The sequence below is a fragment of the Caulobacter flavus genome (assembly GCF_003722335.1).
Lineage (GTDB): Bacteria > Pseudomonadota > Alphaproteobacteria > Caulobacterales > Caulobacteraceae > Caulobacter > Caulobacter flavus.
This window is the reverse complement of sequence record NZ_CP026100.1, coordinates 5,565,544-5,590,618: the sequence shown is the minus strand read 5'-3', so window position 1 is coordinate 5,590,618 and position 25,075 is coordinate 5,565,544. Positions and strand designations below refer to the sequence as shown.

General features: G+C 70.2%; 21 protein-coding genes. 19 read left to right on the top strand and 2 right to left on the bottom strand.

Annotated elements, in window-relative coordinates; all coding sequences use genetic code 11:
• Positions 1–4 precede the first annotated feature (4 nt).
• The 6 genes from kdpA to C1707_RS25460 all read left to right on the top strand — a co-directional run bounded on the left by kdpA (position 5) and on the right by C1707_RS25460 (position 8,762).
• Positions 5–1,717, top strand: a complete 1,713-nt coding sequence (kdpA, locus tag C1707_RS25485; RefSeq protein WP_101714938.1) for a potassium-transporting ATPase subunit KdpA — start codon at positions 5–7, stop codon at positions 1,715–1,717.
• 29 nt (positions 1,718–1,746) lie between these two features.
• A complete protein-coding gene (gene kdpB / locus C1707_RS25480; protein WP_101714939.1) occupies positions 1,747–3,819 on the top strand; it encodes a potassium-transporting ATPase subunit KdpB in 2,073 nt (690 codons plus the stop codon).
• 136 nt (positions 3,820–3,955) lie between these two features.
• Positions 3,956–4,741: a transporter gene (locus C1707_RS25475; RefSeq protein WP_101714940.1), complete on the top strand. Its 786-nt coding sequence runs from the start codon at positions 3,956–3,958 to the stop codon at positions 4,739–4,741.
• Positions 4,742–4,759: 18 nt separating this feature from the next.
• Positions 4,760–5,338 carry a potassium-transporting ATPase subunit KdpC gene (kdpC, locus tag C1707_RS25470; RefSeq protein WP_101714949.1) on the top strand — a complete coding sequence of 193 codons (579 nt, stop codon included), beginning with the start codon at positions 4,760–4,762 and terminating at the stop codon, positions 5,336–5,338.
• Between the two features lie 111 nt (positions 5,339–5,449).
• The gene (locus C1707_RS25465) at positions 5,450–8,062 is read left to right on the top strand and encodes a DUF4118 domain-containing protein (RefSeq protein ID WP_240633992.1); all 2,613 of its coding nucleotides are present in this window, start codon (positions 5,450–5,452) and stop codon (positions 8,060–8,062) included.
• Positions 8,063–8,069: 7 nt separating this feature from the next.
• Positions 8,070–8,762: a response regulator gene (locus C1707_RS25460; protein ID WP_101714942.1), complete on the top strand. Its 693-nt coding sequence runs from the start codon at positions 8,070–8,072 to the stop codon at positions 8,760–8,762.
• A gap of 8 nt (positions 8,763–8,770) precedes the next feature.
• On the opposite strand, the gene C1707_RS25455 is transcribed toward C1707_RS25460, so the two are convergent.
• Both C1707_RS25455 and C1707_RS25450 read right to left on the bottom strand, forming a co-directional pair.
• Positions 8,771–9,226 carry a response regulator gene (locus tag C1707_RS25455; protein ID WP_240633825.1) on the bottom strand — a complete coding sequence of 152 codons (456 nt, stop codon included), beginning with the start codon at positions 9,224–9,226 and terminating at the stop codon, positions 8,771–8,773.
• 91 nt (positions 9,227–9,317) lie between these two features.
• Entirely contained in the window at positions 9,318–10,106 is a 789-nt protein-coding gene (locus tag C1707_RS25450; RefSeq protein WP_101714944.1) for an SGNH/GDSL hydrolase family protein, read from the bottom strand.
• Positions 10,107–10,472: 366 nt separating this feature from the next.
• Here C1707_RS25450 and C1707_RS25445 point away from each other — a divergent pair, with 366 nt between their 5' ends.
• The 13 genes from C1707_RS25445 to C1707_RS25385 all read left to right on the top strand — a co-directional run bounded on the left by C1707_RS25445 (position 10,473) and on the right by C1707_RS25385 (position 25,056).
• Positions 10,473–11,849 (top strand): UDP-glucose dehydrogenase family protein, encoded by a 1,377-nt coding sequence (locus C1707_RS25445; protein WP_240633824.1) that lies wholly within the window; start codon positions 10,473–10,475, stop codon positions 11,847–11,849.
• Between the two features lie 167 nt (positions 11,850–12,016).
• Positions 12,017–12,487, top strand: coding sequence for a glycosyltransferase family protein (locus C1707_RS25440; RefSeq protein WP_101714874.1), 471 nt, complete (start codon positions 12,017–12,019; stop codon positions 12,485–12,487).
• Positions 12,484–12,966, top strand: a complete 483-nt coding sequence (locus C1707_RS25435; protein ID WP_164467463.1) for a glycosyltransferase — start codon at positions 12,484–12,486, stop codon at positions 12,964–12,966. The genes C1707_RS25440 and C1707_RS25435 overlap by 4 nt, the downstream gene beginning before the upstream one ends.
• Entirely contained in the window at positions 12,963–14,141 is a 1,179-nt protein-coding gene (locus tag C1707_RS25430) for a glycosyltransferase (protein ID WP_101714872.1), read from the top strand. Before C1707_RS25435 ends, C1707_RS25430 begins: the two co-directional genes overlap by 4 nt.
• A complete protein-coding gene (locus C1707_RS27045) occupies positions 14,138–14,674 on the top strand; it encodes an acyltransferase (RefSeq protein WP_101714871.1) in 537 nt (178 codons plus the stop codon). The genes C1707_RS25430 and C1707_RS27045 overlap by 4 nt, the downstream gene beginning before the upstream one ends.
• Positions 14,671–15,585, top strand: coding sequence for a polysaccharide pyruvyl transferase family protein (locus tag C1707_RS25420; RefSeq protein WP_101714870.1), 915 nt, complete (start codon positions 14,671–14,673; stop codon positions 15,583–15,585). Before C1707_RS27045 ends, C1707_RS25420 begins: the two co-directional genes overlap by 4 nt.
• Positions 15,586–15,595: 10 nt before the next feature.
• Positions 15,596–16,534 (top strand): glycosyltransferase family 2 protein, encoded by a 939-nt coding sequence (locus C1707_RS25415; protein WP_101714869.1) that lies wholly within the window; start codon positions 15,596–15,598, stop codon positions 16,532–16,534.
• Positions 16,531–18,081, top strand: a complete 1,551-nt coding sequence (locus C1707_RS25410) for a lipopolysaccharide biosynthesis protein (protein WP_101714868.1) — start codon at positions 16,531–16,533, stop codon at positions 18,079–18,081. Before C1707_RS25415 ends, C1707_RS25410 begins: the two co-directional genes overlap by 4 nt.
• 3 nt (positions 18,082–18,084) lie before the next feature.
• Positions 18,085–19,011 (top strand): glycosyltransferase family 2 protein, encoded by a 927-nt coding sequence (locus C1707_RS25405; protein ID WP_101714867.1) that lies wholly within the window; start codon positions 18,085–18,087, stop codon positions 19,009–19,011.
• Positions 19,012–19,013: 2 nt separating this feature from the next.
• Positions 19,014–19,997, top strand: coding sequence for a glycosyltransferase family 2 protein (locus C1707_RS25400; RefSeq protein WP_101714877.1), 984 nt, complete (start codon positions 19,014–19,016; stop codon positions 19,995–19,997).
• A gap of 33 nt (positions 19,998–20,030) precedes the next feature.
• On the top strand, positions 20,031–21,380 hold the full coding sequence (locus C1707_RS25395) for an O-antigen ligase family protein (protein WP_101714866.1): 1,350 nt from the start codon (positions 20,031–20,033) through the stop codon (positions 21,378–21,380).
• Positions 21,377–22,552: an acyltransferase family protein gene (locus C1707_RS25390; RefSeq protein WP_164467462.1), complete on the top strand. Its 1,176-nt coding sequence runs from the start codon at positions 21,377–21,379 to the stop codon at positions 22,550–22,552. The genes C1707_RS25395 and C1707_RS25390 overlap by 4 nt, the downstream gene beginning before the upstream one ends.
• Positions 22,553–22,656: 104 nt before the next feature.
• Positions 22,657–25,056 carry a hypothetical protein gene (locus C1707_RS25385; protein WP_145998471.1) on the top strand — a complete coding sequence of 800 codons (2,400 nt, stop codon included), beginning with the start codon at positions 22,657–22,659 and terminating at the stop codon, positions 25,054–25,056.
• Positions 25,057–25,075 lie beyond the last annotated feature (19 nt).

Sequence of the window (25,075 nt, the reverse complement as noted above, 5' to 3'; positions counted from 1 at the left end):
TCAAATGAACTGGCAAGGATGGGCGGAAATCGCCCTGACGCTTGGCCTGGCGGTCGGCTTGGGCTGGCCGCTGGGCGTATACATGTCGCGCGTCTGGAACGGCGAGCGCACCTGGCTCGACCCGCTGATGGCGCCGGTCGAGCGGCTGTTCTACGCCGCGGGCGGGATCGACCCGCGCAAGGGCCAGAGCTGGATCGGCTATGCCGGCGCGCTGCTGGCCTTCAACGCGGTGGGCTTCTTTCTCGTCTATGGCGTGCTGCGCCTGCAGGGCGTGCTGCCGCTGAACCCGCAGGGCTTCTCGGGGCTGTCGCCGCACCTGGCGTTCAACACCGCCGTCAGCTTCGTGACCAACACCAACTGGCAGAGCTATGGCGGCGAGACCACCATGTCGACGCTCAGCCAGATGCTCGTGCTGACGGTGCAGAACTTCGTCTCGGCCGCCACCGGCGCGGCGATCGCCGCGGCCCTGGCGCGCGGCTTTGTGGCCAGCAAGGGCGAGGACGTCGGCAACTTCTGGAGCGACGTGATCCGCACCACCCTGTGGGTGCTGCTGCCGCTGTGCGCGGTCGTGGCGATCGTGCTCGTGGCCCTGGGCGTGCCCCAGACCCTGGCCGCCGGCGTCACCGCCCACACGCTGGAGGGCGGCGAGCAGAAGATTTCCCTCTTCGCCACCGCCAGCCAGCTGGCCGTCAAGCAGCTGGGCATCAACGGCGGCGGCATCTTCAACGTCAACTCGGCCCACCCGTTCGAGAACCCGACCCCGCTGACCAACCTGATCACGGCCGTCTCGATCAACGTGCTGGGCTGGGCGGCCTTCTTCGCCTTCGGCCGCAGCGTGCTGGCCAAGAAGGACGTCCGCGCCCTGGTGGTCGCCGCCGCTGTGCTGCTGAGCGCCGGCGCCGGCGCGATCTACGTGACCGAGACGCGGGCCCCGCCGGCCCAGGTCGCGGCCCATGTCGACGCCAGCGTGAACATGGAAGGCAAGGAGGTCCGCTTCGGCGCGCCTTCGACCGCCGCCTGGGCCGCCATGACCACCGGCGCCTCCAACGGCTCGGTCAACGGCATGCATTCCAGCCTGATGCCGCTGGGCGGGGGCATGACCATGTTCCTGATGCAGCTGGGCGAGATCCTGCCCGGCGGCATCGGCTCGGGCGTGGCCATCATGGTCGTCATGGCCCTGCTGGCGGTGTTCGTCGCCGGCCTGATGGTGGGCCGCACGCCCGAGTACCTGGGCAAGAAGATCGAGGCCCGCGAGATCCAGTTCGCCATGTTGGCCGTGCTGGTCATCCCGCTGTTCATGTTGGGCTTCGCCGCTCTGGCCGCGATCCTGCCGGAAGCCCTGAAGGGCCTCATGCACGCCGGGCCGCACGGCCTGTCGGAGATCCTCTACGCCTACGTCTCGACGACGGCCAACAACGGTTCGGCCTTCGGCGGCCTGACCGCCAACGCCCCCTGGTGGAACACCACCCTGGGCCTGGCGATGATGTTCGGGCGCTTTGCTCCCATCGTCGCGGTGCTGGCCATCGCCGGCGCCCTCGCGGCCAAGCCCAAGCTCGCCCCCACGGCCGGCGCCATGCCGACCCACGGCGGCCTCTTCGTCGGCCTGCTGATCGGGGTGATCCTGATCCTCGGCGGCCTGCAGTTCTTCCCCGCTCTGGCGCTGGGACCGATCGTCGAGCACTTCCAGGCGCTCGCCTTCGTCGCCTCCAGCCGCTGATCGCATCCGCTGATCGAAAGCGAACTTCCATGACCACCTATGAAAACGCTGCGGGCGAGGAGGGCCGGCGCAAGCCGGCCAGCCTGGCCGGCGGCCTGTCGACCCCGATCCTGGCCCGCGCGGCCAAGGACGCCTTCCTCAAGCTGGACCCGCGCAAGCTGACCGGCAATCCGGTGATCTTCGCGACCTGGATCGTGGCGCTGCTGTCGACGGTCTCGGCCGTCGCGGCCATCGCAGCCCAGCAGTCGGCCGGTTTCGCCGTGCAGGTCTCGCTGTGGCTCTGGGCCACCGTGCTGTTCGCCAACCTGGCCGAGAGCGTGGCCGAGGGCCGCGGCAAGGCCGCCGCCGACAGCCTGCGGGCCGCCCGCGTCACCACCAAGGCCAAGCTGATCATCGACGAGCAGGCCGGCACGATCATCCCGACCCCGGCCCACAAGCTGGTTCCCGGCGAGCTCGTTCTGGTCGAGGCCGGCGACGTGGTCCCCACCGACGGCGAGATCGTCGAGGGCATGGCCAGCGTCAACGAGGCCGCCATCACCGGCGAGAGCGCGCCGGTGATCCGCGAGAGCGGCGGCGACCGCTCGGCGGTGACCGGCGGCACCACGGTCGTCTCCGACTGGATCAAGGTGCGGGTCACCGCCGCGCCGGGCTCGACTTTCCTCGACCGCATGATCGCCATGGTCGAGGGCGCCGACCGCCGCAAGACGCCCAACGAGATCGCCCTGGCCGTGCTGCTGGCGGGCCTGACCCTGATCTTCCTGATCGCCGTGGTCACCCTGCTGGGCCTGGGCAAGTTCTCGGGCGTGGCCCTGGATCCGCTGGTGCTGGGCGCGCTGTTCATCACGCTCATTCCCACGACCATCGGCGGCCTGCTGTCGGCCGTCGGCATCGCCGGCATGGACCGGCTGCTGAAGGTCAACGTCCTGGCCACCTCGGGCCGCGCCGTGGAAGCGGCGGGCGACGTCGACACCCTGCTGCTCGACAAGACCGGCACCATCACCTTCGGCAACCGCATGGCGACGGAAGTCATCGCCGCCCCCGGCGTGCGCCCCGACGCGGCGCTGCGCGCGGCCGTCATGGCCTCGCTGGCCGACGAGACGCCGGAAGGCCGCTCGATCGTCGAGCTGGGCCGCCAGGCCGGCCTCTCCCTGGAGGTCCCGGCCGGCGCGACGGCCATCGCGTTCAGCGCCACGACCCGCCAGTCGGGCCTGGACGTCGACGGCCGCTCCTGGCGCAAGGGCGCGGTGGACGCGGTCTATCGCAGCCTGGCCATCGATCCCAAGCGGATCGCCCCCGAGGTGATGGCCGCCGTCGACCGCATCGCCCGCTCTGGCGGCACGCCGCTGGCGGTCAGCGAGGACGGCGTCCTGGTCGGCGTCATCCACCTCAAGGACGTGGTCAAGCCCGGGGTGAAGGCTCGCTTCGCCGACCTGCGCCGCATGGGCCTGCGCACGGTGATGATCACCGGCGACAACCCGGTGACCGCCGCCGCGATCGCCTCGGAGGCCGGCGTCGACGACTTCCTCGCCGAAGCCACGCCCGAGGACAAGCTGCGCCTGATCCGGGCCGAGCAGGCCAAGGGCCGGCTGGTGGCCATGTGCGGCGACGGCGCCAACGACGCCCCCGCGCTCGCCCAGGCCGACGTCGGCGTGGCCATGCAGACCGGCGCCCAAGCCGCCCGCGAGGCCGGCAACATGGTCGACCTCGACAGCGACCCGACCAAGGTCATCGAGATCGTCGAGGTCGGAAAGCAGATGCTGATCACCCGCGGCGCGCTGACCACCTTCTCGATCGCCAACGACGTGGCCAAGTACTTCGCCATCATCCCGGCGATGTTCGTGGTCTCGCTGCCGGCGCTGGGCGCGCTGAACATCATGAATCTGCACAGCCCGCAGAGCGCGATCCTGTCGGCGGTGATCTTCAACGCCCTGGTGATCGTGGCCCTGATCCCGCTGGCCCTGAAGGGCGTCAAGTACCGCGCCATCGGCGCCGGCAAGCTGCTCTCGCGCAACCTGCTGATCTACGGCGTCGGCGGCCTCGTCGCCCCGTTCGTCGGCATCAAGCTCATCGACATGGCCGTCTCCGCCCTGGGGCTGGCCTGATGAAACGCCCGATCGTCCTGGGTCCGATCCTGAGGGACCTCCTCTTCGGCGTCGTGGCGATCGGGCTCGTCTGCCTGGCGGCCAATCTCGGCGGCCAGTGATCTTACTCCTCCTCCTCGAAAGACGAAGAATTCCAATGCGCAAGTTCGCGTTTCTCGTGCTCACCGCCTCGACCCTCGCCGCGACCGCCGCCTGGGCGGACGAGGCTCCGATCTGCACCGACCGCCCGACCAAGGCCAACAGCACCTGCACCGTGCCCAAGGGCGCCTGGCAGGTCGAAGCTGACGGGGTGAACTGGACCCAGGTGAAGGCCTCGGGCCTCAAGGCCGAGACGACCGCCGTGGCCGCGGCGACCCTGAAGTACGGCCTGACCGACTCCAGCGACCTGCAGGTGACCTGGACGCCCTATCTGCAGGCCCGCGTGAAGGGGCCGGGCGTCGACGACAAGACCGACGGCGTCGGCGACGTGTGGATCCGGTACAAGACCCGCGTCCACGCCGGCGACAAGGTGAGCGTCGCCCTGCTGCCCTACGTGAAGATCCCGACGGCGGCCAAGGGCCTGGGCAACGACGAGGTGGAGGGCGGCGTGGCCGTGCCGATCAGCATCGCGCTCGACGGCGCCACCCTGACCTTCGGGCCGCAGGTCGACCTGCTGCTCGACGCCGACGGCGACGGCCGCCACGCGGCGGTGACCAACGTCGTCAACCTGGCCCGACCGGTCACCGACAAGCTGAGCCTGGTCGGCGAGCTGTGGACCAGCACCAACTTCGACCCCGCCGACACGGTGACCCAGGTCTCGGCCGACGTCGCCGCCGCCTATCTCGTCGCGCCGACCCTGCAACTGGACGCCGGCGCCAATTTCGGATTGAACCGCGACACCCCCGACGCGCAACTGTACGTCGGCGTCTCGAAGCGGTTCTAGGAAAGGAGCTTGAAGGTCATGATCTCGCACCTTCGCCCGGCCCTCGTTTCGATGGGCCTCTTCACCATCCTTCTGGGCCTGGCCTATCCGCTGGCCATTACCGGCGTCGCCCAGGCGGCGTTCCCGGACAAGGCCAACGGCTCGCTGGTCCGCGACGCCCGCGGCCAGGTGGTCGGCTCGGAACTGATCGGCCAGGTCTTCGCCAAGCCGGCCTATCTGCACGGCCGCCCGTCGGCGGCGGGGAACGGCTATGACGCCTCGGCCTCCAGCGGCTCCAACATGGGTCCGCTGAACGAAAAACTGATCGAGCGCGAGAAGACCGGCGCGACCGCCCTGAGGGCGCAGTTTCCCGGCGCGGTCATTCCGGCCGACGCGGTCACGACGTCCGGCTCGGGCCTGGATCCGGACATCTCGCCGGCCTATGCCCGCCTGCAGGCGCCCCGCATCGCCGCCGCCCGCAACGCGCCGCGCGGCGAGGTGCTGGCCATGATCGACGCGGCCGTGAAGCCGCCGCTGCTGGGCTTCATCGGCCAGCCGCGGGTCAACGTTCTGGACGTCAACCGGGCGCTCGACGCGCGCTTCCCGATGGTCGGCTAGTCGTTGGCGGGCGACCCCTCCTCATACCCCGAAAGGGGCCGCCCCGACCCCGAGGCGCTTCTGGCGGCCGCCAACAAGGCCCGCCGGGGGCGCCTCAAGGTGTTCCTGGGCATGGCGCCGGGCGTGGGCAAGACCTACGAGATGCTGCGCGCCGCCCGCCGCCGCAAGGCGGAAGGCCTGGACGTGCTGGTCGGGGTGGTCGAGACCCACGGCCGCCGCGAGACCGAGAGCCTGCTGCGCGGGCTCGACGTGCTGCCGCGCCGTCCGGTCGACAGCCGGGGCCGCAGCTATCTGGAGTTCGACCTCGACGCGGCGCTGGAGCGCAGGCCCAGGCTGCTGCTGGTCGACGAGTACGCCCACTCCAACGCCCCCGGCTCGCGCCATCCCAAGCGCTGGCAGGACGTCGAGGAGATCCTGGCGGCCGGGATCGACGTCTGGACCACCCTGAACGTCCAGCACCTGGAAAGCCTGGTCGACGTCGTCCTGCGCATCACCGGCGCCCGCCAGCGCGAGACGGTGCCCGACAGCGCCCTGGCCAGGGCCGACGACATCGAGCTGATCGACATCACCCCCGACGAGCTGCGCGAGCGGATGGCGGCGGGCAAGGTCTACGTGCCCGAGACCGCGAGGCTGGCCTCGGAGAACTTCTTCAGGATCGAGAACCTCACCGCCCTGCGCGAGCTGGCCCTGCGCCGCGCGGCCCAGACGGTCGACGACCAGCTGGTCGCGGCCATGCGCGAGAAGGGCGTCGAGGGGCCGTGGGCGGCGGGCGAGCGGATTCTCGTCCTGGCCGGCGGCGACGGCATGGCGGCGGGTCTCGTGCGCGCCGGCCGGCGGTTGTCGGACATGATGATGGACGCGCCGTGGACCGTGGCCCACGTCGAGCGCCCCGACCGTCCGCCGCCGCCCGAGGCCGCCGCGGCGCGCACCCGCGAGGCCCTGAAGCTGGCCGAGCAGCTGGGCGGCTCCACCGTCGTGCTGACCGGAACCGACGTGGTGGCCACGGTCATGGCCTGGGCGCGGCGCAACAACGTCACCCAGATCGTGATCGGCAAGTCGAAGGACTCCCGCTGGCGCGAACTGACCGGCCGCTCGCTGGCCGCCGCCCTGCTGCGCGAGGCGCGGGGCCAGGCGATCCACGTGGTCACCGGGGCCGGCGGGGAGGGGACGTCCGAGCCGTCCGCGCCCAAGCCGCGCCGTTTCGACTGGCCCGCCTACCTGACCGGCGGCGGCTTCGTGGCGGCCGCCAGCCTGGTGGCCTGGGCGCTGGACACCGCCTTCGACCGCGTCGAACTGGGGATGATCTACCTGGCGGCCGTGCTGGCGGCCGGGGTGATGCACGGCCTGCGCCCGGCGCTGGCGGCGGCGACGGCGGCCTTCCTCGTCTACAACTATTTCTTCCTGGCCCCGCGCTACAGCCTGGCCATCGGCTCGCCGACCGACGTGCTGACCCTGATCGTGTTCTGGGCCGTGGCCCTGGCCACCGGCGGGCTGGCCGGCCGGGTGCGCGACCAGGCCCTGGGCTCGCAGCGGCGCGCGGCCAGCGTCACCAGCCTGCTGGCCGCCAGCCGCACCCTGTCGGCCGCCTCGGGCAAGGCGGCGGTGGCCCAGGCCCTGGCCGAGCAGGCCGCGGCCGCCTCTGGCGCGCGGGCGGTGGTGTTCCTGCCGGTCGACGGCGAGCTGGCCCCCGCCGCCGGCGCGCCCGACATGCAGTCCCCTTGGGTCGACCTCGGAACCGCCCCCATGGCCGCCGCCCGCTGGGCCTGGGAGAAGGGCGAGCCGGCCGGCGCTGGAACCGGCACCCTGCCGCAGGCGGCCTGGACCTTCTGGCCGCTGGAAGGGCTGGGCGCACGGGCCGGCGTGGCCGGGATCGAGGCCGGGGCGCTGGCCGGCGGATCGGACGAGGAGCGCCTGCTGCTGGCCCTGCTCGACCAGGGCGCGGTGGCGCTGCAGCGGGCCGAACTGGCGGCCGGCGCGGTCGAGGCCGAGGCCCTGCGCCGCTCCGACCGCTTCCGCAACGCCCTGCTGAACTCGATCAGCCACGACCTGCGCACGCCGCTGACCACGGTGCTGGGCGCAGCCACCACCCTGATCGACTACGGCGAAAAGCTCGCGCCCCCGGCCCGCGCCGACCTCGCCGTCGGCATCAAGGAGGAGGCCGAGCGGCTCAACGGCTACGTCGCCAACCTGCTGGACATGACCCGCATCGAGGGCGGAGGCCTGAAGCTGCGCACCGACTGGATCGACGTGCGCGACGTGCTGGCCGCCGCCGCCGACCGGGTGACCCGTCGCCTCGAGGGGCGCGTGCTGGTGCGCGACTTCCCCGAGACCCTCAGCCTGGTCCAGGCCGACCCCAGCCTGCTGGAGCAGGTGGCGGTCAACATACTGGAGAACGCCATCGCCTACAGCCCCGCCGGCGCGCGGATCGAGGTCGCCGCCTACGAGGACCGCGCCCACGTGGTGATCAGCATCGAGGACGAGGGGCGGGGCATCCCGCCGGCCGACCTCCTGCGCGTGTTCGAGAAGTTCCGCCGCCTGCAGGACCCCAGCGACCGCTCGCCGAACGCCAGCCAGGGCGTGGGGCTGGGGCTGGCGATCGCCAAGGGCTTCGTCGAGGCCATGGGCGGGCGCATCGCCGCCGCCAGCCCGATCCACGACGGCAAGGGCACGCGCATGCTGATCAGCCTGCCCAAGGGCGTGCCTACGCCCCATCATCTGCTATGAGCCGATCATGAGCGCGCTTCGCCCCCGCATCCTGGTGATCGACGACGAACCGCAGATCCACCGGTTCCTGGCCCCCGCGCTCGACGCGGCCGGCTACGACCCGCTGCGCGCCGACGGCGGCCAGGAGGGTCTGCGCGGCATCGCCCTGTGGTCGCCCGACGCGGTGGTGCTCGACCTTGGCCTGCCCGACATGGACGGCAAGGAGGTGCTGGAGAAGGCCCGCGCCTTCTACGACGGCCCGATCCTGATCCTGTCGGCCCGGGACCGCGAGATCGAGAAGATCGAGGCCCTGGACCGAGGCGCCAACGACTATGTGGAAAAGCCGTTCGGGGTCGGCGAGCTGCTGGCTCGCCTGCGCGTGGCCCTGCGCCAGAAGGCGGCCACCCAGGCGCCGGTCGGGCCGATCCGCGCCGGGGCCGTGGAGCTGGATCTCGACAAGCGCCTGGTCACCCGCGACGGGGCGGTGGTGAAGGTCTCGCCGCGCGAATACGAGGTGCTGGCCCGCCTCGCCATGGGACGCGGCAAGGTGCTGACTCACAAGGAGCTGCTGACCTCGGTCTGGGGCCCGGCCCACATGCACGACACCCAGTACCTGCGGGTGTTCGTCGGCCAGCTGCGCCAGAAGCTCGAGGCCGACCCTGCCCACCCGAAGATCCTGCTCACCGAGCCCGGGGTGGGCTACCGCTTCATCGGGGATTGAGGCGAGTCTTACTGCCCCCTGCGGATCGCCGCCGCCTCCTTCACGCGCGCCAGCAGGGCGGCGATATCGATCGGCTTGTCCACGTGGCCGTCCATGCCAGCGGCCAGGAAGTTCGCGATTTCCGAGGGCATGGTGTCGGCGGTCATGGCCAGGATCGGCACGGCGCCGGCCGGCGGGGGAAGGGCGCGGATCGCGCGGGCGGCGGCCAGGCCGTCCATTACCGGCATGCGAACGTCCATCAGCACGAGGTCGAAGGTCCCGTCGCGCACCGCCGCCACCCCGGCCGCGCCGTCGCCGACGCCGGTCGTCGCGTGGCCCGCCGCGTCGAGCACGGCCCGGGCGAGGGTCAGGTTGGCGGGGGTGTCGTCGACGACCAGGATGCGCAGGGGCCCCGTCCGTCGCTTCGGCCTCTTGGGTCGGGCGGCGCCGTCGGTCGCGGGAAGCGGCGTCGGCAGGGCGGGCATGACGGGACGTCCAGCTTGGCCGGGCGAGACTGGGTCCGGCCGGGGCGCCGCGCAAGCATCCTGAGGATGCATCGCGGGCCGCCGTGCGGGGCTATTCGACGCGGATCTGCCCGGCCACGGCGCGGGCGATGGCCAGGTTGGCCGAGTCGTTCAGGTGCAGGCCGTCGTACTGCAGCGGCGCGCCGATCGCGGCCATGGCCTCTCCGGCGTCGACGGCCTTGACGCCGGTGCGGGCGGCGACCTGGGCGGCGGCCTCGCGGAACGGGTCGAGCCTGGCTTGGGTGTCGCGGGCCGAGGCCGGCGGCGGCAGCAGAACCATCACTTGGCCGCCGTCGTCGAGCCGTCGGCGCACCAGGGCCTCCAGCAGGCTGGCGTAGACCTTGACGTCGAGGGCGCCGGGCTTGCCGCGCACCTTGGCGTCGTTGGAGCCGTACATGATGATCGTCAGGTCGCCGGTCGGCTCGCGGGCCCAGCGCGTCAGGCCGTCCAGCGTCTGGTCGCCGGGCTTGCCGTGATTGACCACCGTGACCTTGTCGCCCAGCAGGCCGCGCAGCGTCTCGGGATAGGGCGTGGGGCTGCGCGGCGAGGGCGAGCCGTTGATGCCGGGAATCGATTCGCCCCAGCGCTTGAAGCCGTAGGTCAGGCTGTCGCCCTCGCAGACGATCACGGCCCCAGGTTTCAGGCGGATCGGCGCGGCGGGCGCGGTCGCCAGCCTGACGACGGTGCGGGCCGCGGCGCTGCCGGTCGGCCGCCACTGGGGCAGGGTGGTCTGGAACCAGGCGGCGGCCAGGCCAAAGCCGATCAGCGCTCCGACGCCCACGCCGGGAAGGAAGAACCGGGAGCGTGCCAGGTCGTGCAGATAGGCGGCGAGAGGGCTCATGGATGGGCGATTAATTATATTCCGGGCCGTCCGAATGCCCGTTTGAATGCGGTGAACGGCGCTGTTGCGATGTGATCGCCGAAAATGCGGTCACGGTAAGTATATTTCTTGCTCGAACCCCGCTCTTTTCGCCTCCAAGGTGATTAACGCCCTTTATGGCCAAGTTTGATTTCCGATCCGATCCCGGACGGTCGCTCGCGTGTTTGCACGGTTCCGACATCCGGCGCCACAAACTTTGGCCACATAAAAATTTCTTTTGAATAGTCATCAGTTGGTGATTGCGCTTCGGCACGGAATGTCGAATTACGATCACTCGGTGTTTTTGTGCCGCCGGCTGGGCGGGGCTCTTATTGAGCAGGGGATGACATGCGCGTAGCGATGATTGGCACGGGCTATGTGGGCCTGGTGTCCGGGGCGTGCTTTGCGGACTTCGGTCACGTGGTGACGTGCATCGACAAGGATCCGCGCAAGATTTCGCGGCTGCTGGCCGGCGAGATCCCGATCTTCGAGCCGGGTCTGGACGACCTGGTGGCCCGTAACGTGCGCGAGGGCCGGCTGTCGTTCACGCTGGACGGCGCCCAGGCGATCAAGGACGCCGACGCGGTGTTCATCGCCGTGGGCACGCCCACGCGCCGCGGCGACGGCCACGCCGACCTCTCCTACGTCTACGCCGCCGCCGAGGAGATCGCCGGCCTGATCGACGGCTTCACTGTCGTGGTCACCAAGTCGACCGTGCCGGTGGGCACCGGCGACGAGGTCGAGGCGATCATCAAGCGGGTCAATCCCGAGGCCCAGTTCGCCGTGGTCTCCAATCCGGAGTTCCTGCGCGAGGGCGCGGCCATCGAGGACTTCAAGCGCCCCGACCGCGTGGTGGTTGGCGCCGAGGACGAGCGGGCCCAGGCGGTGATGCGCGAGCTCTATCGCCCGCTCTCCCTCAACGAGACCCCGATCGTCTTCACCGGCCGCCGCACCAGCGAACTGATCAAGTACGCCGCCAACGCCTTCCTGGCGATGAAGATCACCTTCATCAACGAGATGGCCGACCTGTGCGAGAAGGTCGGGGCCGACGTCCAGCAGGTGGCCAAGGGCATCGGCCTGGACAAGCGGATCGGCTCGAAGTTCCTCAACGCCGGCCCCGGCTACGGCGGCTCGTGCTTCCCCAAGGACACCATCGCCCTGGTCAAGACCGCCGCCGACTACGGCGCGCCGACCCGGCTGATCGAGACCACGGTCGAGGTCAACAGCGCCCGCAAGAAGGCCATGGCCGACAAGGTCGCCGCCGTGCTCGGGACCGAGGACCTGGCCGGCAAGACCGTCGGCGTGCTGGGCGTGACCTTCAAGCCCAACACCGACGACATGCGCGACGCCCCCAGCCTCGACATCCTGCCGGCCCTGCAGGCCAGGGGCGCCAAGGTCCAGGCCTTCGACCCTGAAGGCCGCCACGAGGCCGAGGCCCTGCTGCCGGGCGTCACCTTCGTCTCGGGCCCCTACGAAGCCGCCGACAAGGCCGACGTGCTGCTGCTGCTCACCGAGTGGGACCAGTTCCGCGCCCTCGACCTGGACCGCCTCAAGGGCCTCCTGGCCGCTCCGGTCATCGTCGACCTGCGCAACGTCTACAAGCCCCACGAAATGGTCCGCCACGGCTTCACCTACGCCTCCGTGGGGCGCGGGGCGGCCTCGGACGGCGGCGACGCCGCGGCCCTCAAGGCCGGCGAACGCCAGGTGGACGCCGTCCCGAACTAGGCGGGAAGGCCCGTGCTTCCGCCGTCTCGACGGCGGCGGGGCCGGGCTGGCGATCCAGAAAATACCCAGGGGGGAAACGCATCCGGAGCGCCAGGGCGGCGGCGAGCGTCGTCGGCCGAGCGCGCGCGTGAATGCGGCCTTGCGAACTGCACAATGGATCCGAAGTCATGACAGCACAGCGTAGCGTCAAGCGGCCCAAGGTTCTGGCGGTCTGCTCCAGCGGCGGCCACTGGGAGCAGATGATGATGATCCGCGACGCCTTCAAAAGCGCCGATCCGGTCTTCGTCACGACTTTGCCCGGTTTGGCTGAGAAGTCGGGCGTCGAGAAAGCCTATGTCGTGCCGGACTGTAACCGGGACAATATTGGGGCCAATCTTCGCTGTATGAGGGATCTGCTTTCCATCATCCGCACCGAACGGCCCAGCGTGATCATCTCGACCGGCGCCGCGCCGGGTCTGCTGGCCATTGTCATCGGCCGGTTCTTCGGCGCGCGGGGGATCTGGGTCGACAGCATCGCCAACTCCGAGCGGCTGTCGATGAGCGGCAAGATGGCCGGCTACGTCGCCAATCTCTGGATCACCCAGTGGAGCCAGCTGGCCACCGCCAAGGGTCCGAAATACTACGGGAGCGTCCTGTGATCCTGCTGACCGTCGGAACCCAGCTGCCCTTCGATCGCCTGGTCGACATCGTGGACCGCGTCGCGCCCGACACCGGCGAGGAAGTGTTCGGCCAGATCGGCAAGAGCACGCTGTCGCCGCGCAACTTCACCTTCCAGGAAAACCTGCCGCCGCGCGACTTCGAGAGCAAGATCACCTCGGCGCGGGTGCTGGTCTCGCACGCCGGCATCGGCTCGATCCTGACGGCCCGCAAGTACAACAAGCCGATCATCCTGTTCCCGCGCCTGGCCGCGCACAACGAGCACCGCAACGACCACCAGCTGGCCACCTGCGCCCAGCTGAAGACCCAGGCCGGCATCTATGTGGCCACCGACGAGGGCGAGCTGCGCGCGCTGCTGATGGACAAGGGGCTGGTCTCGGGTTCGGAGGATCCGGACGCGGCGGTCAAGCGCCGGCAGCTGACCGACGCCATCGGCGCCTTCATCGGCGGCGGCGCGTGACGACCTCGCCCGACGATCGTCGCAAGGTGCTCTACTACGTGGAGCGCTACCTGCCGCCGTCGCAGGCCTTCGTGGCCCAGCAGGCGCGGGCCCTGGCGCGCTACCAGCCGGCGATCCTGGCCGGCAGCACCATGGCTGACCTGGATCGCGAGATCATCGGCTTTCCGGTGCACGACATCCGCGCCTCGCCGGCCATGCGGGCGGGCGAGCTGGCCCTGAAGACCGTGCGCCTGCCGGCGCCGGCGCTGTTCCCGGCCGTCCGCCAGGCCGACCTGGTGCACGCCCACTTCGGCAAGAACGGCTACGTCATCGAGCCGCTGGCGGCGCGCGCCGCGGGCAAGCCGCTGGTGACGACCTTCCACGGCTTCGACGCCACCTTCGCGGGCAATGCCGGCGACGTGGACGGCTTCAACCAGGTGCGGTTCTTCGCCAAGGGCCGCGAGCAGATGGCCAAGGGCGGCGGCTGGCAGATCGCCGTGTCCGACTTCATCCAGGACCGCCTGCTGGCCCTGGGCTTTTCCCAGGAGCGGATCTTTCGCCACTACATCGGCGTCGACACCAGCCTGTTCTCGGCCCCGACCAGACCGCGCCGCAAGGGGCTGGTGGTCTCGGTCGCGCGCTTCGTGGAGTACAAGGGCCACAAGCTGATGATCGAGGCGCTGGAGCGGGTGGCCAAGGCCGGCACGCCGGTCGAGTTCATCATGATCGGCGAGGGGCCGCTGCGCGACGAGATCGAGGCCCTGGCCCGGCGCTCTCTGCCCAAGGTCGAGGTGCGCGAGAAGCAGACCCAGGCCCAGATCCGCGACCTGCTGTCGGAAGCCGAGCTCTATCTGCACGGGGCGGTGACCCTGGCCAACGGCCACGCCGAGGCCTTCGGCATCGCCAACCTGGAGGCGCAGGCCATGGGCGCGCCGGTCGTCGCCTTCCGCTCGGGCGGGGTGGGCGAGGCGGTGGAGGAGGGGGCCACCGGCTTCCTGGCCGCCGAGCGCGACGTGGCCGCCATGGCCGACCATATCGGCCGCCTGCTCAACGACCAGCCGCTGTGGAACGCCTTCAGCGAACGCGCCCCCAGGATGGTGGCCGAGCGCTTCGACATCCGCCGCCAGACCGCGCTGCTGGAAGACTATTACGACAGCGTCCTGGACGCCCATGAGAAGGGGGAGACGCGCCGATGACGTCCCCAGCCACGCCCCAGACAGCGCCGACGCCCAAGGGCGTCAAGCCGAAGTGGAGCCTGAACGTGTTCCGACCGCTGCGGGACGCGATCATCAATGTCCGGCGGGCCTACTACAACAAGGTCTGGGGGATGCACATCCACCCGACCGCGTCGTTCTCGCTGAGCGCCAAGTTCGACCGCACCAACCCCAAGGGCGTGCATGTCGGCGAGGAGACCTACGTGGCCTTCGACGCGGCGATCCTGACCCACGACCTGACGCGCGGCCTGTACCTGAACACCTTCATCGGCCGCCGCTGCTTCATCGGCGCGCGCAGCATCATCCTGCCGGGCGTGACCATCGGCGACGAGTGCGTGATCGGCTCGGGCGCGGTCGTGACCAAGGACATTCCGCCGCGCTCGCTGGTGGCGGGCAACCCGGCGAAGATCATCCGCTCGGACATCAAGATCATCTCGCGCTACGGCCGCATGGCCCGCGAGGACGAAATCGAGGCGGCCAACGTCGCCGCCCTGGCCCTGGGAGCCGCCGAATGAAGATGTTCTTCTACCGCGGCAAGCACGAGAACTTCGGCGACGAGCTGAACCACTGGCTGTGGCCGCAGATCCTGCCGGAGTTCTTCGACGAGGACGAAAGCGACCTGTTCCTCGGCATCGGCTCGATCCTCTACGACAACTTCGATCCGTCGATCCGCAAGGTCGTCTTCGGTTCGGGCTGGGGCGGCTACACCAAGGCGCCGACGCTCGACGACAAGTGGACGGTCTATTTCGTGCGCGGCAAGAAGACCGCGCAGGAACTGGGCGTCGACGAGAGCCTGGGCATCGGCGACAGCGGCATACTGATCCGCAGCCTGTGGGACGCCGGCAAGGTCGAGAAGCGCCACGCCGTCTCGTTCATCCCGCACTACGAAAGCGCCATGTACGGCGCCTGGGAGAAGGTCTGCGCCAAGGCCGGCATCCACTTCATCGACCCGCGCTGGTCGGTGGAGAAGGTGCTGGAAGAGATCAGCGCCTCGGAAAAGGTGATCTCCGAAGCCATGCACGGGGTGATCATCTCCGACGCCCTGCGCGTGCCGTGGCGGGCCATCGTGCCGCTGGATCCGGCCAACCGCGCCAAGTGGTACGACTGGGCCAGCGCCCTGGACGTCTCGATCGACTTCGACACCCTGGGTCCGTCCAATCCGGTCGAGGCCCTGGCCGCGCTGCGCAAGGGTTCGGCTTGGCGCAAGGCGATCACCTTCCGTCACCGCCGTATCCGCCAGCTGACCGGCGACATGGCTTTCGGCTCGGCCGGCGCCACGCTGAAGGCCGTGGCCGCCAAGCCGGGCCAGTTGAGCGCCGACGCGGCCATCGAGGCCGCCCACGCCGCCATGCTGGCCCAGGTCGAGAAGCTGAAGGCCGACTTCGCGCCGGCGGTCGTCCGCGACGTCCAGCCCGTCGAGCAGTGAGGCGCGAGCGATGAGCAGCCTTTCCGCCACCGTCATCCTGTCGTCCTACAACGGCGAGAAGCGGCTGCCGAACACGCTGGATTCGTTCGTACGCCAGGACCTGCCCAAGGACGGGTGGGAGATCATCGCCGTCGACAACAACAGCAGCGACCGTACGTTCGAGATCCTGCAGTCCTATGCAGACCGCCTGCCGATCAAGCCGTTCCGGCACGTCACGCCCGGCAAGTCGAGCGCCCTGAACGAGGCGATCGCGCGGGCGCAGGGCGAGCTCCTGGTCTTCACCGACGACGACGTCGAGGCCGCGCCGCACTGGCTGTCGTCGATCGTCGAATGCGCGCGGGCCCATCCCGAGGTGTCGGTGATCGGCGGCCGCATCGTTCCCAACTGGGAGCGCCCGCCGGGCGATGATCCGCTCTACACCTGGCTGCCGCTGGGCTCGACCTTCGCCATCGTCGACGACCTGCCGACCGGGCCGTGCGATCCGTCGAAGATCTGGGGCCCCAACACCACGATCCGCGCCAGCGCCCTGGGCGAGGAGCGCTATCGCGAGGACATCGGCCCGCTGCCGGCCAAGCTCTACGCCATGGGCGAGGATTCCGAGATCGTCATGCGGCTGGCCGGCAAGGGTCACACGGCCTACCACTGCGCCGAAGCCGTGGTGCGCCACTTCGTGCCGGCCTCGAACATGTCGGCCGACTGGGTCCAGAAGCGCGCCGAGCGCCTGGGCTTCGGCATTCCGGCCCTGCAGCCCGAGAAGATCCCCTCCGGCCCGCGCCTAGGCGGCGTGCCGGTCAGGACCTGGCTGGAAACCGTCAGCTGGGGCGCGCGCAGCCTGATGCTCTATCCGCTGCCCAAGTCGCGCCTGCGGTTCTGGGCGATCTGGAAGCTCTACTACATGCGCGGCCTGATCCAGGGCATCCGCCACTACATGCCGGCGGCCCGCGCATGAGCGATCCGATCGACACCCAGGTCTCGGCCGAGACGCCGGCCGGCGGCGCCAAGGGCATCGGCTCCAAGGCCGTGAAGGCCTCGGTCTGGGTGATGGGCGGGGTGGTGTTCACGCGCCTGGCCAACCTGGCGATGACGGTGGTGCTGGCGCGCATCCTGCTGCCCCAGGACTTCGGTCTGGTCGCCCTGGCGACCACCGTGCTGCTGATGCTGCAGGCGATCACCGACCTGTCGCTGGGCAACGCCCTGATCCACAAGCAGGACGCCGACCGCGCCGACTACGACACCGCCTTCACGCTGGGCGTGCTGCGCGGCCTGCTGCTGATGGCGATCATGATCGGCGCCGGCGCGGTGATGGTGAAGGTCTATGGCGACCCGCGCCTGTTCGCGATCATGGCGGCGATCAGCGTGCGGCCGCTGATGGCCGGCCTGATGAGCCCCTACTACATCACCCTGGCCAAGCACCTGAAGTTCTCGGTGGTGATCGCCATCGAGAGCCTGGCCGCCGTGCTCCAGCTGGTGGCGGCCGTGGCCGTGGCCTGGACCACTCACAGCTACTGGGGGATCGTCGCCGGCGTGATCGCCGCGGGCCTGGTGCCGCTGGTGGCCAGCTTCCTCTACGCGCCGTACCGCCCGCGCTTCTCGCTGGCCTCGACCAAGCTGATCCTGGGCTTCTCGATCTGGGTGACGCTGAACCAGTTCATCACCGTCATCGGCAACCGCTTCGACAACCTGGTCATCGCCGGCGTGCTCGGCACGGCCACCTTCGGCGCGTACAACGTCGGCAACAACATCGCCACCATGCTGACCCAGCAGGCCATCCAGCCGCTGGAGCGGGTGTTCTTCCCCAGCTTCGTGCACATCGCCGCCGACCGCGACCGCCTGCGGGCCGCCTTCCAGCGCAGCCAGTCGTCGCTGTTCGCCGTGGGCCTGCCGCTGGGCGTGGGCCTGGCGCTGGTGGCCGAGCCGCTGGTGTCGCTGGCGCTGGGCCCCAAGTGGCATCTGGCGGCCGTGGTGATCCAGCTGATCGCGCCGGTGCTGGGCGTGCAGGTGGTGTTCGGCGCGGTCAACGCCGTGGCCTACGCCCTGGGCGCGACCAAGGACCTGTTCCAGCGCAGCCTGTGGCAGACGGCCGTGCGCGTGCCCGTGGTGCTGGCCGGGCTCTATTTCTGGGGGCTGACGGGCCTCCTGGTGGCGCGCATCCTGTCGGGCGGGGTGCTGCTGTCGGTGCTGAACCTGATGCTTGTGCACAAGCTGACCGGCCTGACCGCCCTCGAGCAGGTGAAGGTCACCTGGCGCTCGCTGGTCAGCACCGCGGTGATGATCGCCGCGGCCCTGGCGGTGCGCTCGCTGTTCCCCAGCGTCGAGCATCACGCCGACGCCCTCTACGCCACGGTCGCCATCTCGGCCGTCGGCGGGCTGGCCTATGTGGCGACCCACGCGGCGGTCTGGCTGATGGCCGGGCGGCCGGGCAACAGCATCGAGGCCGAACTCGCGCGCCTGCTGTCGAAAACCACCGGGCGCTTCGCCCGCCTGCGGAATGCATAAGCCATGGCCCAGTCTCCGCTTCCCGCCGCCCCCAGGATTTCGGTCCTCGTCAACAACTACAACTACGCGGCCTATCTGCCCGCGTGCATCGACAGCGTGCTGTCGCAGGACTATCCGGACTTCGAGCTGATCGTCGTCGACGACGGCTCGACCGACGGCTCGCGCGAGATCATCGGCGCCTATGGCGACCGGCTGGTCGCGGTGCTGAAGGAGAACGGCGGCCAGGCCTCGTCGTTCAACGCCGGCTTCGCCGCCGCCACCGGCGAGATCCTGTGCCTGCTGGACGCCGACGACGCCTTCCTGCCCGGCAAGCTGTCGCGCCTGGCCGAGATCTACGCCCGCGACGGCGTGGACTGGTGCTTCGACCGGGTGACGACCGACGAGACCGTCGGCGCGCCGGCCGAACTGGTGCTGAAGCTAGTCGACCATCGCGCGGCGGTCAGCCGCGGCCGCTTTCCGACCATTCCGGTGCCGACCTCGGGCCTGACCTTCCGGCGCGGGCTGCTGTCGCAGATCCTGCCCATGCCCGTGGCCCAGGACGTGGTGCTCAGCGACAACTATCTGAAGTTCGCCGCCAGCCACCTGGGCGCGGGGGTGCTGGTCGACACGCCGCTGACCTTCCAGCGCATCCACGCGACCAACCGCTACACGGGCGCCACTCAGGCCAGCCCGCTGCGCTCGCGGATCATGATCGCCACGGGCCTGGAGCTGGCCCGCCGCTATCCGGGCCTCAAGAGCCTGGGCGCCAGCCTGGCCGCCGGCGGCTTCGCCCAGGGCGAGCTGTCGGGCCGGGCCCTGCGCGAGCAGCTGGCGGCGGCGACCAACGCCGCGTCCAATCCGCGCCTGGCGGCGCTGGACCTGTGGTGGCGGGTGACGATGAAACGGGCGCGCGCCTCTCTGGCGCCGCGCAAGGCGGCGAAGGCGGGCTGATCATGACCTCCACCACCACGGCCCCGCGCGATCCCCAAGCCGTCGCCGCGACGCCGGCGGCCGACGTCGTCCACGTGGCGGTCGGCGTGCTGACCTTCAAGCGCCCCGAAGGCATCGCCAAGCTGCTGGACTCGCTGGGCGTCCTGACCATGAGCGCCGAGCGGCCTTACAAGCTGTCGGTGGTGGTGGTCGACAACGATCCCAAGGGCAGCGGCCGCGCGGCGGTCGAGCCGTTCATGGCCTCGAGCGCCTTCCAGCTGATCTACGCCATCGAACCCGAACCCGGCATCCCGTTCGGCCGCAACCGCGCCATGGACGAGGCGCCGGCCGACACCCGGTTCTTCTGCTTCGTCGACGACGACGAGTGGGTGGTGCCCGGCTGGCTGGACGCCCTGCTGGAGGTGCGCGCGCGCACCGGCGCCGACTGCGTCTACGGTCCCGTGGAGCCGGTCTATCCGGAGAACCCGCCCGAGTACTTCATCAAGAGCCGCGTCTTCGAGCGCAAGAAGAACGAGGACGGCGCCCGGATCGGCTACGCGGCCTCCAACAACGTGATGTTCGACCTGCCGCTGTTCCGGCAGATGGGCCTGCGCTTCGAGGAGCGGATGCGCCACACCGGCGGCACCGACTACCTGTTCTTCAACCAGGCGGTCCGCAAGGGCGCGAAGATCCACTGGAGCGACGCGGCGCTGGTCTACGACGTGGTGCCGGCCAACCGCATGACCTGGAAGTGGGTCATCCAGCGCCAGTACCGTCTGGGCAACACCTTCGCGGTCGCCGACCAGCTGCACGGCACGCCGGCCCGGCGGGCCTATCGCCTGGTCTACGGCGCGGCGCGGGTGGCGCTGGGGGCGGCGATGTCGCCGGCCCTGCTGATCTCGCCCAGCCTGGGCATGCGGGCGATCATCCACGGGGTGCGCGGCGCCGGCGTCGTCAGCGGCATCCTCGGCCACAGCTATCAGGAATACGGAAAGGCCCAGGCCTAGCGCTCGCGCGCGGCTTGGCCCAGTGAACAGTCCATGACCCTCGTGAACGACAGTCCCTCGCACCGGCGCGCCGCCCAGGCCAAGGTCTCCGGCGGCGTTCGCCGCGAGAGCCAGCTCAAGGCGCTGCTGACCTGCATCCTGATCCTGTGCCTGTGGCGGGCCTCGGGCATGTCGTACGGCTATCCGTCGCGCTTCGACGAGGGCGGCAGCGGCGACAACGTCTTCGTCATGAAGGCGCTGCTCTACAGCCTGATCCCGCTGATCTCGCTCTACGCGCTGCTGGAGCCGGGACGGGTCAAGCAGATGATCCAGCGCACGCCGATCTCGGTGGTGATCATCTTCACCGCCTGCGTGGCTTCGGTGTTCTGGTCGATCAACATGGGGGCCTCGACGCGGGGCCTGATCGCGGTGTCGATCATCACCATCGCGGCCCTGATGTACCGGCTGCGCTACGGCGCGACCGACACCTGGAACACGGTCTATACGTTCATGGTGGTGTCGGCGATCGTCAACGTCGCCTACACCCTGATCTTCCCCAAGTTCGCCATCATGGGCGGGGCCTACCAGGGCATGGTCAAGGGGATGTTCTACCACAAGAACCTGATGGGCCACTTCTTCTCCCTCGGGTTCTTCATCATCTTCCTGAACTCGCAGCACCGGTACGGCCCGACCTTCCACGGGGTGGTCAAGACCGTGGCCACGGCCTGCGCCCTGGCTCTGGTGGTGCTGGCCCGCTCGTCCACCGCCCTGATGATGATCGGGGTGGGCATGACGGTGATCGTCGGCCTCAACGCCACGCGGGCCCTGAAGAGCAAGCCGGCGCGGATCGGCCTGATCCTGGGGACCTCGGTGGTCATGGCGACCCTGATCGTCGTTTCCTACAACATCGTCATCGCCACCATCGCCGAGGCGTTCGGCAAGGACGCCACCCTGTCGGGCCGGTCGAACATCTGGGACCAGCTGCTGCCGCTGGTCTACGACCGGCCGCTGTTCGGCTATGGCTTCGCGGTGTTCCGCCAGCCGGAGGTGTTCGACCAGTTCGTGCGCGCCTCGTGGAACGTCAGTTCGACGCACAGCACCTATCTGGAACTCTGCCTCAACATCGGCGTGCCCGGCGCGGCCGCCCTGCTGTTCCTGATCCTGGTGCGCCTGTTCGCCAAGATCGCGCCGTCGCCGGCCAGCGTGCCGGTCCAGCGGCAGCAGCGGCTGGAGGTGATCATCATCCTGCTGGTGCTGGTGGCCTCGGGCCTGGACGCGGGCATGCTGCTGGCGCCGATCGTGCTGTGGCCGCTGATCGTCATCTCGCTGCCCGCCTCGTTCGAGGCCGCGCCGAGGCGGGCGGCGCCGCGTCGCCCGGCCTTCGCCTCGCGGGGCGCCGCGTGAGGCTGCTGGCGGGCCTGGGCAGGGGAGAGGCGGCTCCGCAGGCCGCCGCCGGCCTGCCCAAGAACCTGGCGCTGGTGCAGGCGCTACGGGGCGTGGCCGCCATCGCCGTCGTCGCCCATCACGCGATCCGCACCTTCACCGTCAAGGCCAGCGCAGGCATCGTCCCGCCGGCCCTGATCGGGGCGCCCGCCTTCTACGACAGCCTGGCCTTCGGCGTGGACCTGTTCTTCGTCATCAGCGGCTTCATCATGGTCTACGTGTCGGGGGCCTACATGGCGGCCGACAAGCCGATCCTGGGCTTCCTGCTGAAGCGGGCGGCGCGGATCTATCCGATCTACATCATCGTCTCGCTGGCCCTGATCGCCATCAAGGCGATGAACCACCTGACCGAGGGGGCGTCGGGCTTCGACCTCCAGCCGCTGCGGATCGTCACCTCGCTGCTGCTGGTTCCGGCCTGGAACGAGGCCGGCGGCGTGCAGCCGATCCTGGGCGTCGGCTGGACCCTGTCTTACGAGCTCTATTTCTACCTGCTGTTCGCCGCCGCCGTGGTCGTGGCGCGGCGAGCGTTCTTCGCGCCGCTGGCGGCGTTCATCCTGCTGGCGGTCACGGCGTTCAACCTGCTGCCGGGCGGCGGGACCGCGATCGCCAGCTTCCTGGCCAATCCGATCGCCATCGAGTTCCTGTTCGGCTGCCTGGTGGCGCTGGCGATCAAGCGGGGCGCGCGGATGCCGCTGCCGTGGCTGTCGATCGCCGCGGCGAGCGCGGCCCTGTTCGTCGGGCCGCTGTTCGTGCACGCCGAGGCCTGGCGGGTGCTGGTCTGGGGGCTCCCCAGCGCGGTCGTCGTCTTCTCGGCGGTGTCGCTGGAGGTCGACGGCAAGGTCGCGCGCACGCCCAGGCTCTTCGGGCTGCTCGGCGACGCCTCTTACTCGATCTACCTGGTCCACATCCTGATCGTCGGCATCGTCGGGGCCCGGGTGGGCCGCATGGTCAGCGCGGCCGTCGGCACGGGCTATGCGAGCACGGCGGCGGTGGCGGGAATCGTCGTGCTGGCCGTGCTGGTCGGCGTCGCCCTGTACTTCGCCGTCGAGCGGCCGATGGCCGACTTTCTCGCCAAAAGGATTGGGGCCTACGAGCGGGCTCGCCTTGGCCGTGTATCCAAGGTTCCTGCGTAAGCAACCGGCGCCTGTATTTGGAGCAAAATCAGGTATTGGGAGCGAGATGCTCTCTGGTGCATTCTGTGTTTGCTGGGTGAGTAACAGTAAGCCAGAGCGTTGCCATGAAATCCGGGTTCGAGCGTCGAGAAATACTTAAGGTTGGCGTGGCCGCCTTGGGGCTTCCTGGGCTCGCCGCCCAGCCTGGCAAGGCGGGCGCGGCGGCCCTCGCGACCGAGCCGGCGCCGTCCGACGGCTACAGGCTCGACTTCCGCGCCGCCCGCCTGTTTCTGAACGGCCAGGACGCCGGCGCGCTGACCGCCATGCCGGGCCTGGTGATCCGCGCCGCTGGCGGCCTGGCCCTGACGCCGAGCGGCCGCCTACTGCCCTTCGCCGACGGCCAGCTGCGCCAGCACGCCGACGCCGGCCTGCTGATCGAGCCGGCCTCGCGCAATCTCTGCGCCAATTTCAGCGCCGCCCCGACCACCACCCAGGGCTGGTCGGCGGGATCGGCGGTCACCTTCAAGGTCGTCGACGCCCGCGAGGAGCTTTACGCCGCCCAGGACCCGGCCACGGGCGCCTACCTGTTCCGCGACCTGCTCGACCGGGGCGTCATGAACGGCATGGTGCTGGAGGCCTACAACGGCGGGACCAGCGCGGCGGCCGTCACCGCCGCCGGACCGGCCGGCGTGGGGGTCAAGCACACCCTGTCGGCCTGGACGCGCTGCCTCGCCGGCGGCGGCGACCTGCGCCTGACCGGCGGCGCGGCCGGGCCCGTCTACAGCCAGGCCTACTGGGCGCGGATCGAGCGCGCGGGCCTGACCCCGACCAGCGCCACCCAGGGGCTGACCATGGCCATCCAGGCCAAGGCGCGCATCCGCTGGATCCTGCACCAGCTGGAGCCCAGCGCCCTGGCCACCAGCCCGATCGTCGTGGCCGGGGCTTCGGCGGGGCGGGCGGCCGACGAGCTGGTGATCGACAACGCCGGCCTCTTCGGCCAGCCGTTCACGATCGTCGCCGACACCCACATCCGCCGCGCCAGCGATCTGGCCCGCCGCTGGATCAGCGTCTCGGGCGGCGGCGAGGAGGTCGTGGTGACGCGCTCAGCCGACAACGCCCTGACCCTGACCGGCGTGGGGGCGGTCCACGATACGACCGTGGCGCCGCGTCTTCCCCGGATCCACGGCCCCGGCGGCGCGCGCGTGGCGCTGCAGCTGCGGCCGCAGGGACGGGTGCTGTCGGTCGGCGGCGCCAACGCCCACGACGCCTTCAACACCTTTCCCGCCGGGCTGTCGCGGCTGACCCTCGGCGCCAGGCCCGACGGGACCGAACCGCTCGCCGGCTGGTTCCGCGCCCTCGACATCAGGGGTCTCGTCGACCCGCGCGAACTGAAGCTGGCCAGCGCCCCGCCGGCCGACGCCATGGCCCACGACATCGTCCGCTACGTCGACCCCAAGGGCAGCGACACCGCCGACGGTCTGACCCCCGCCACCGCCTGGGCCACGCTGGCCAAGGCCGCCGCCGCCGCGACGGCCCTGCCGCCGGGCATGCACCTGCTGCTCAAGCGGGGCGGCTCGTGGAGCGAGATCCTGTCGCCGCCGTCCGACTGGTGTACGGTGGGCGCCTATGGCGAGGGCGCGCGGCCGATCGTCGGCGTCGGCCAGGACTACGGCTGCGACGAGAACAACAAGTCCGGCTTCCGGCTCGAGGGGCTGCATCTGCGCGACTGGAAGCTCAAGGGCTTCAACAACTACGGCTTCAACAGCCACATGCTGTGGGACTGCGAGATCGGGCCGATCGCGGCGGGCCAGGCCGACACTAACCGGGGCGGTGCGACCAGCCGCAACTTCAGGAACTTCTACATCGGCGCCTGCCACGTGCACCACGTGCTGGGCGACGACGTCTTCCTGCAGACCACCAAGGGCGGCTGGGTGATCTCGGAAGGCAACCGCTACGATCCGGCCGACGGCGCCGAGGCCGACAACTTCCAGCTCAGCGACAACCAGGGCGCCCAGGTGCGGCTCAGCGGCGACCAGTACGACATGCGCGGCGCCAGCAGCGGCAAGGGCAATGTCGTGATCACCGGCAACGCCGGGACGGTGATCGAGGACTTCGTCGCCTATGGCCTCAACTTCTGCATCGGCCTGAACGGCGACAACATGGTGGTGCGCCGGGGCAAGATCAGCAGCGCGCGGCTCAACGCCTACAGCTGGGGCGTGGGGGTGGGCGAGTCGACCAGCGTGCGCCAGCACCTCTACGAGGACCTGGTGATCAGCGACTGCAATCGCGGCGTCTCGATCAGCGGCATCGGCGGCGGCGTGGACTCCGGTCCCGACCGGGCCGACATCACCGTCCGCCGCGTCACGGTGCAGAGCTGCCAGACGGGCCTGTGGATCGACCGCCCGACCAGCGGCGACCTGTCGGGCATCGCCTTCCTCGACTGCGCGACCAACGTCGACAACCGCACGACGGCCATCCCGGCCGAGAGCCAGTCGCAAAGCCTGACCCTGCCGCAAAGCTACTAGGGATCCGTCGAGGCGGGTC

Excerpts from the sequence above, each read along its gene's own strand:
- C1707_RS25385 (WP_145998471.1), top strand. The coding sequence starts at position 22,657 with ATGAAATCCGGGTTCGAGCGTCGAGAAATACTTAAGGTTGGCGTGGCC.
- C1707_RS25455 (WP_240633825.1), bottom strand. The coding sequence starts at position 9,226 with ATGCCCGCCCTGCCGACGCCGCTTCCCGCGACCGACGGCGCCGCCCGA.
- C1707_RS25450 (WP_101714944.1), bottom strand. The coding sequence starts at position 10,106 with ATGAGCCCTCTCGCCGCCTATCTGCACGACCTGGCACGCTCCCGGTTC.
- C1707_RS25440 (WP_101714874.1), top strand. The coding sequence starts at position 12,017 with ATGACAGCACAGCGTAGCGTCAAGCGGCCCAAGGTTCTGGCGGTCTGC.
- C1707_RS25400 (WP_101714877.1), top strand. The coding sequence starts at position 19,014 with ATGACCTCCACCACCACGGCCCCGCGCGATCCCCAAGCCGTCGCCGCG.
- kdpB (WP_101714939.1), top strand. The coding sequence starts at position 1,747 with ATGACCACCTATGAAAACGCTGCGGGCGAGGAGGGCCGGCGCAAGCCG.
- C1707_RS25415 (WP_101714869.1), top strand. The coding sequence starts at position 15,596 with ATGAGCAGCCTTTCCGCCACCGTCATCCTGTCGTCCTACAACGGCGAG.
- C1707_RS25460 (WP_101714942.1), top strand. The coding sequence starts at position 8,070 with ATGAGCGCGCTTCGCCCCCGCATCCTGGTGATCGACGACGAACCGCAG.
- C1707_RS25475 (WP_101714940.1), top strand. The coding sequence starts at position 3,956 with ATGCGCAAGTTCGCGTTTCTCGTGCTCACCGCCTCGACCCTCGCCGCG.
- C1707_RS25405 (WP_101714867.1), top strand. The coding sequence starts at position 18,085 with ATGGCCCAGTCTCCGCTTCCCGCCGCCCCCAGGATTTCGGTCCTCGTC.
- C1707_RS25395 (WP_101714866.1), top strand. The coding sequence starts at position 20,031 with ATGACCCTCGTGAACGACAGTCCCTCGCACCGGCGCGCCGCCCAGGCC.
- C1707_RS27045 (WP_101714871.1), top strand. The coding sequence starts at position 14,138 with ATGACGTCCCCAGCCACGCCCCAGACAGCGCCGACGCCCAAGGGCGTC.
- C1707_RS25465 (WP_240633992.1), top strand. The coding sequence starts at position 5,450 with ATGGCGCCGGGCGTGGGCAAGACCTACGAGATGCTGCGCGCCGCCCGC.
- C1707_RS25420 (WP_101714870.1), top strand. The coding sequence starts at position 14,671 with ATGAAGATGTTCTTCTACCGCGGCAAGCACGAGAACTTCGGCGACGAG.
- C1707_RS25410 (WP_101714868.1), top strand. The coding sequence starts at position 16,531 with ATGAGCGATCCGATCGACACCCAGGTCTCGGCCGAGACGCCGGCCGGC.
- kdpC (WP_101714949.1), top strand. The coding sequence starts at position 4,760 with ATGATCTCGCACCTTCGCCCGGCCCTCGTTTCGATGGGCCTCTTCACC.
- kdpA (WP_101714938.1), top strand. The coding sequence starts at position 5 with ATGAACTGGCAAGGATGGGCGGAAATCGCCCTGACGCTTGGCCTGGCG.
- C1707_RS25445 (WP_240633824.1), top strand. The coding sequence starts at position 10,473 with ATGCGCGTAGCGATGATTGGCACGGGCTATGTGGGCCTGGTGTCCGGG.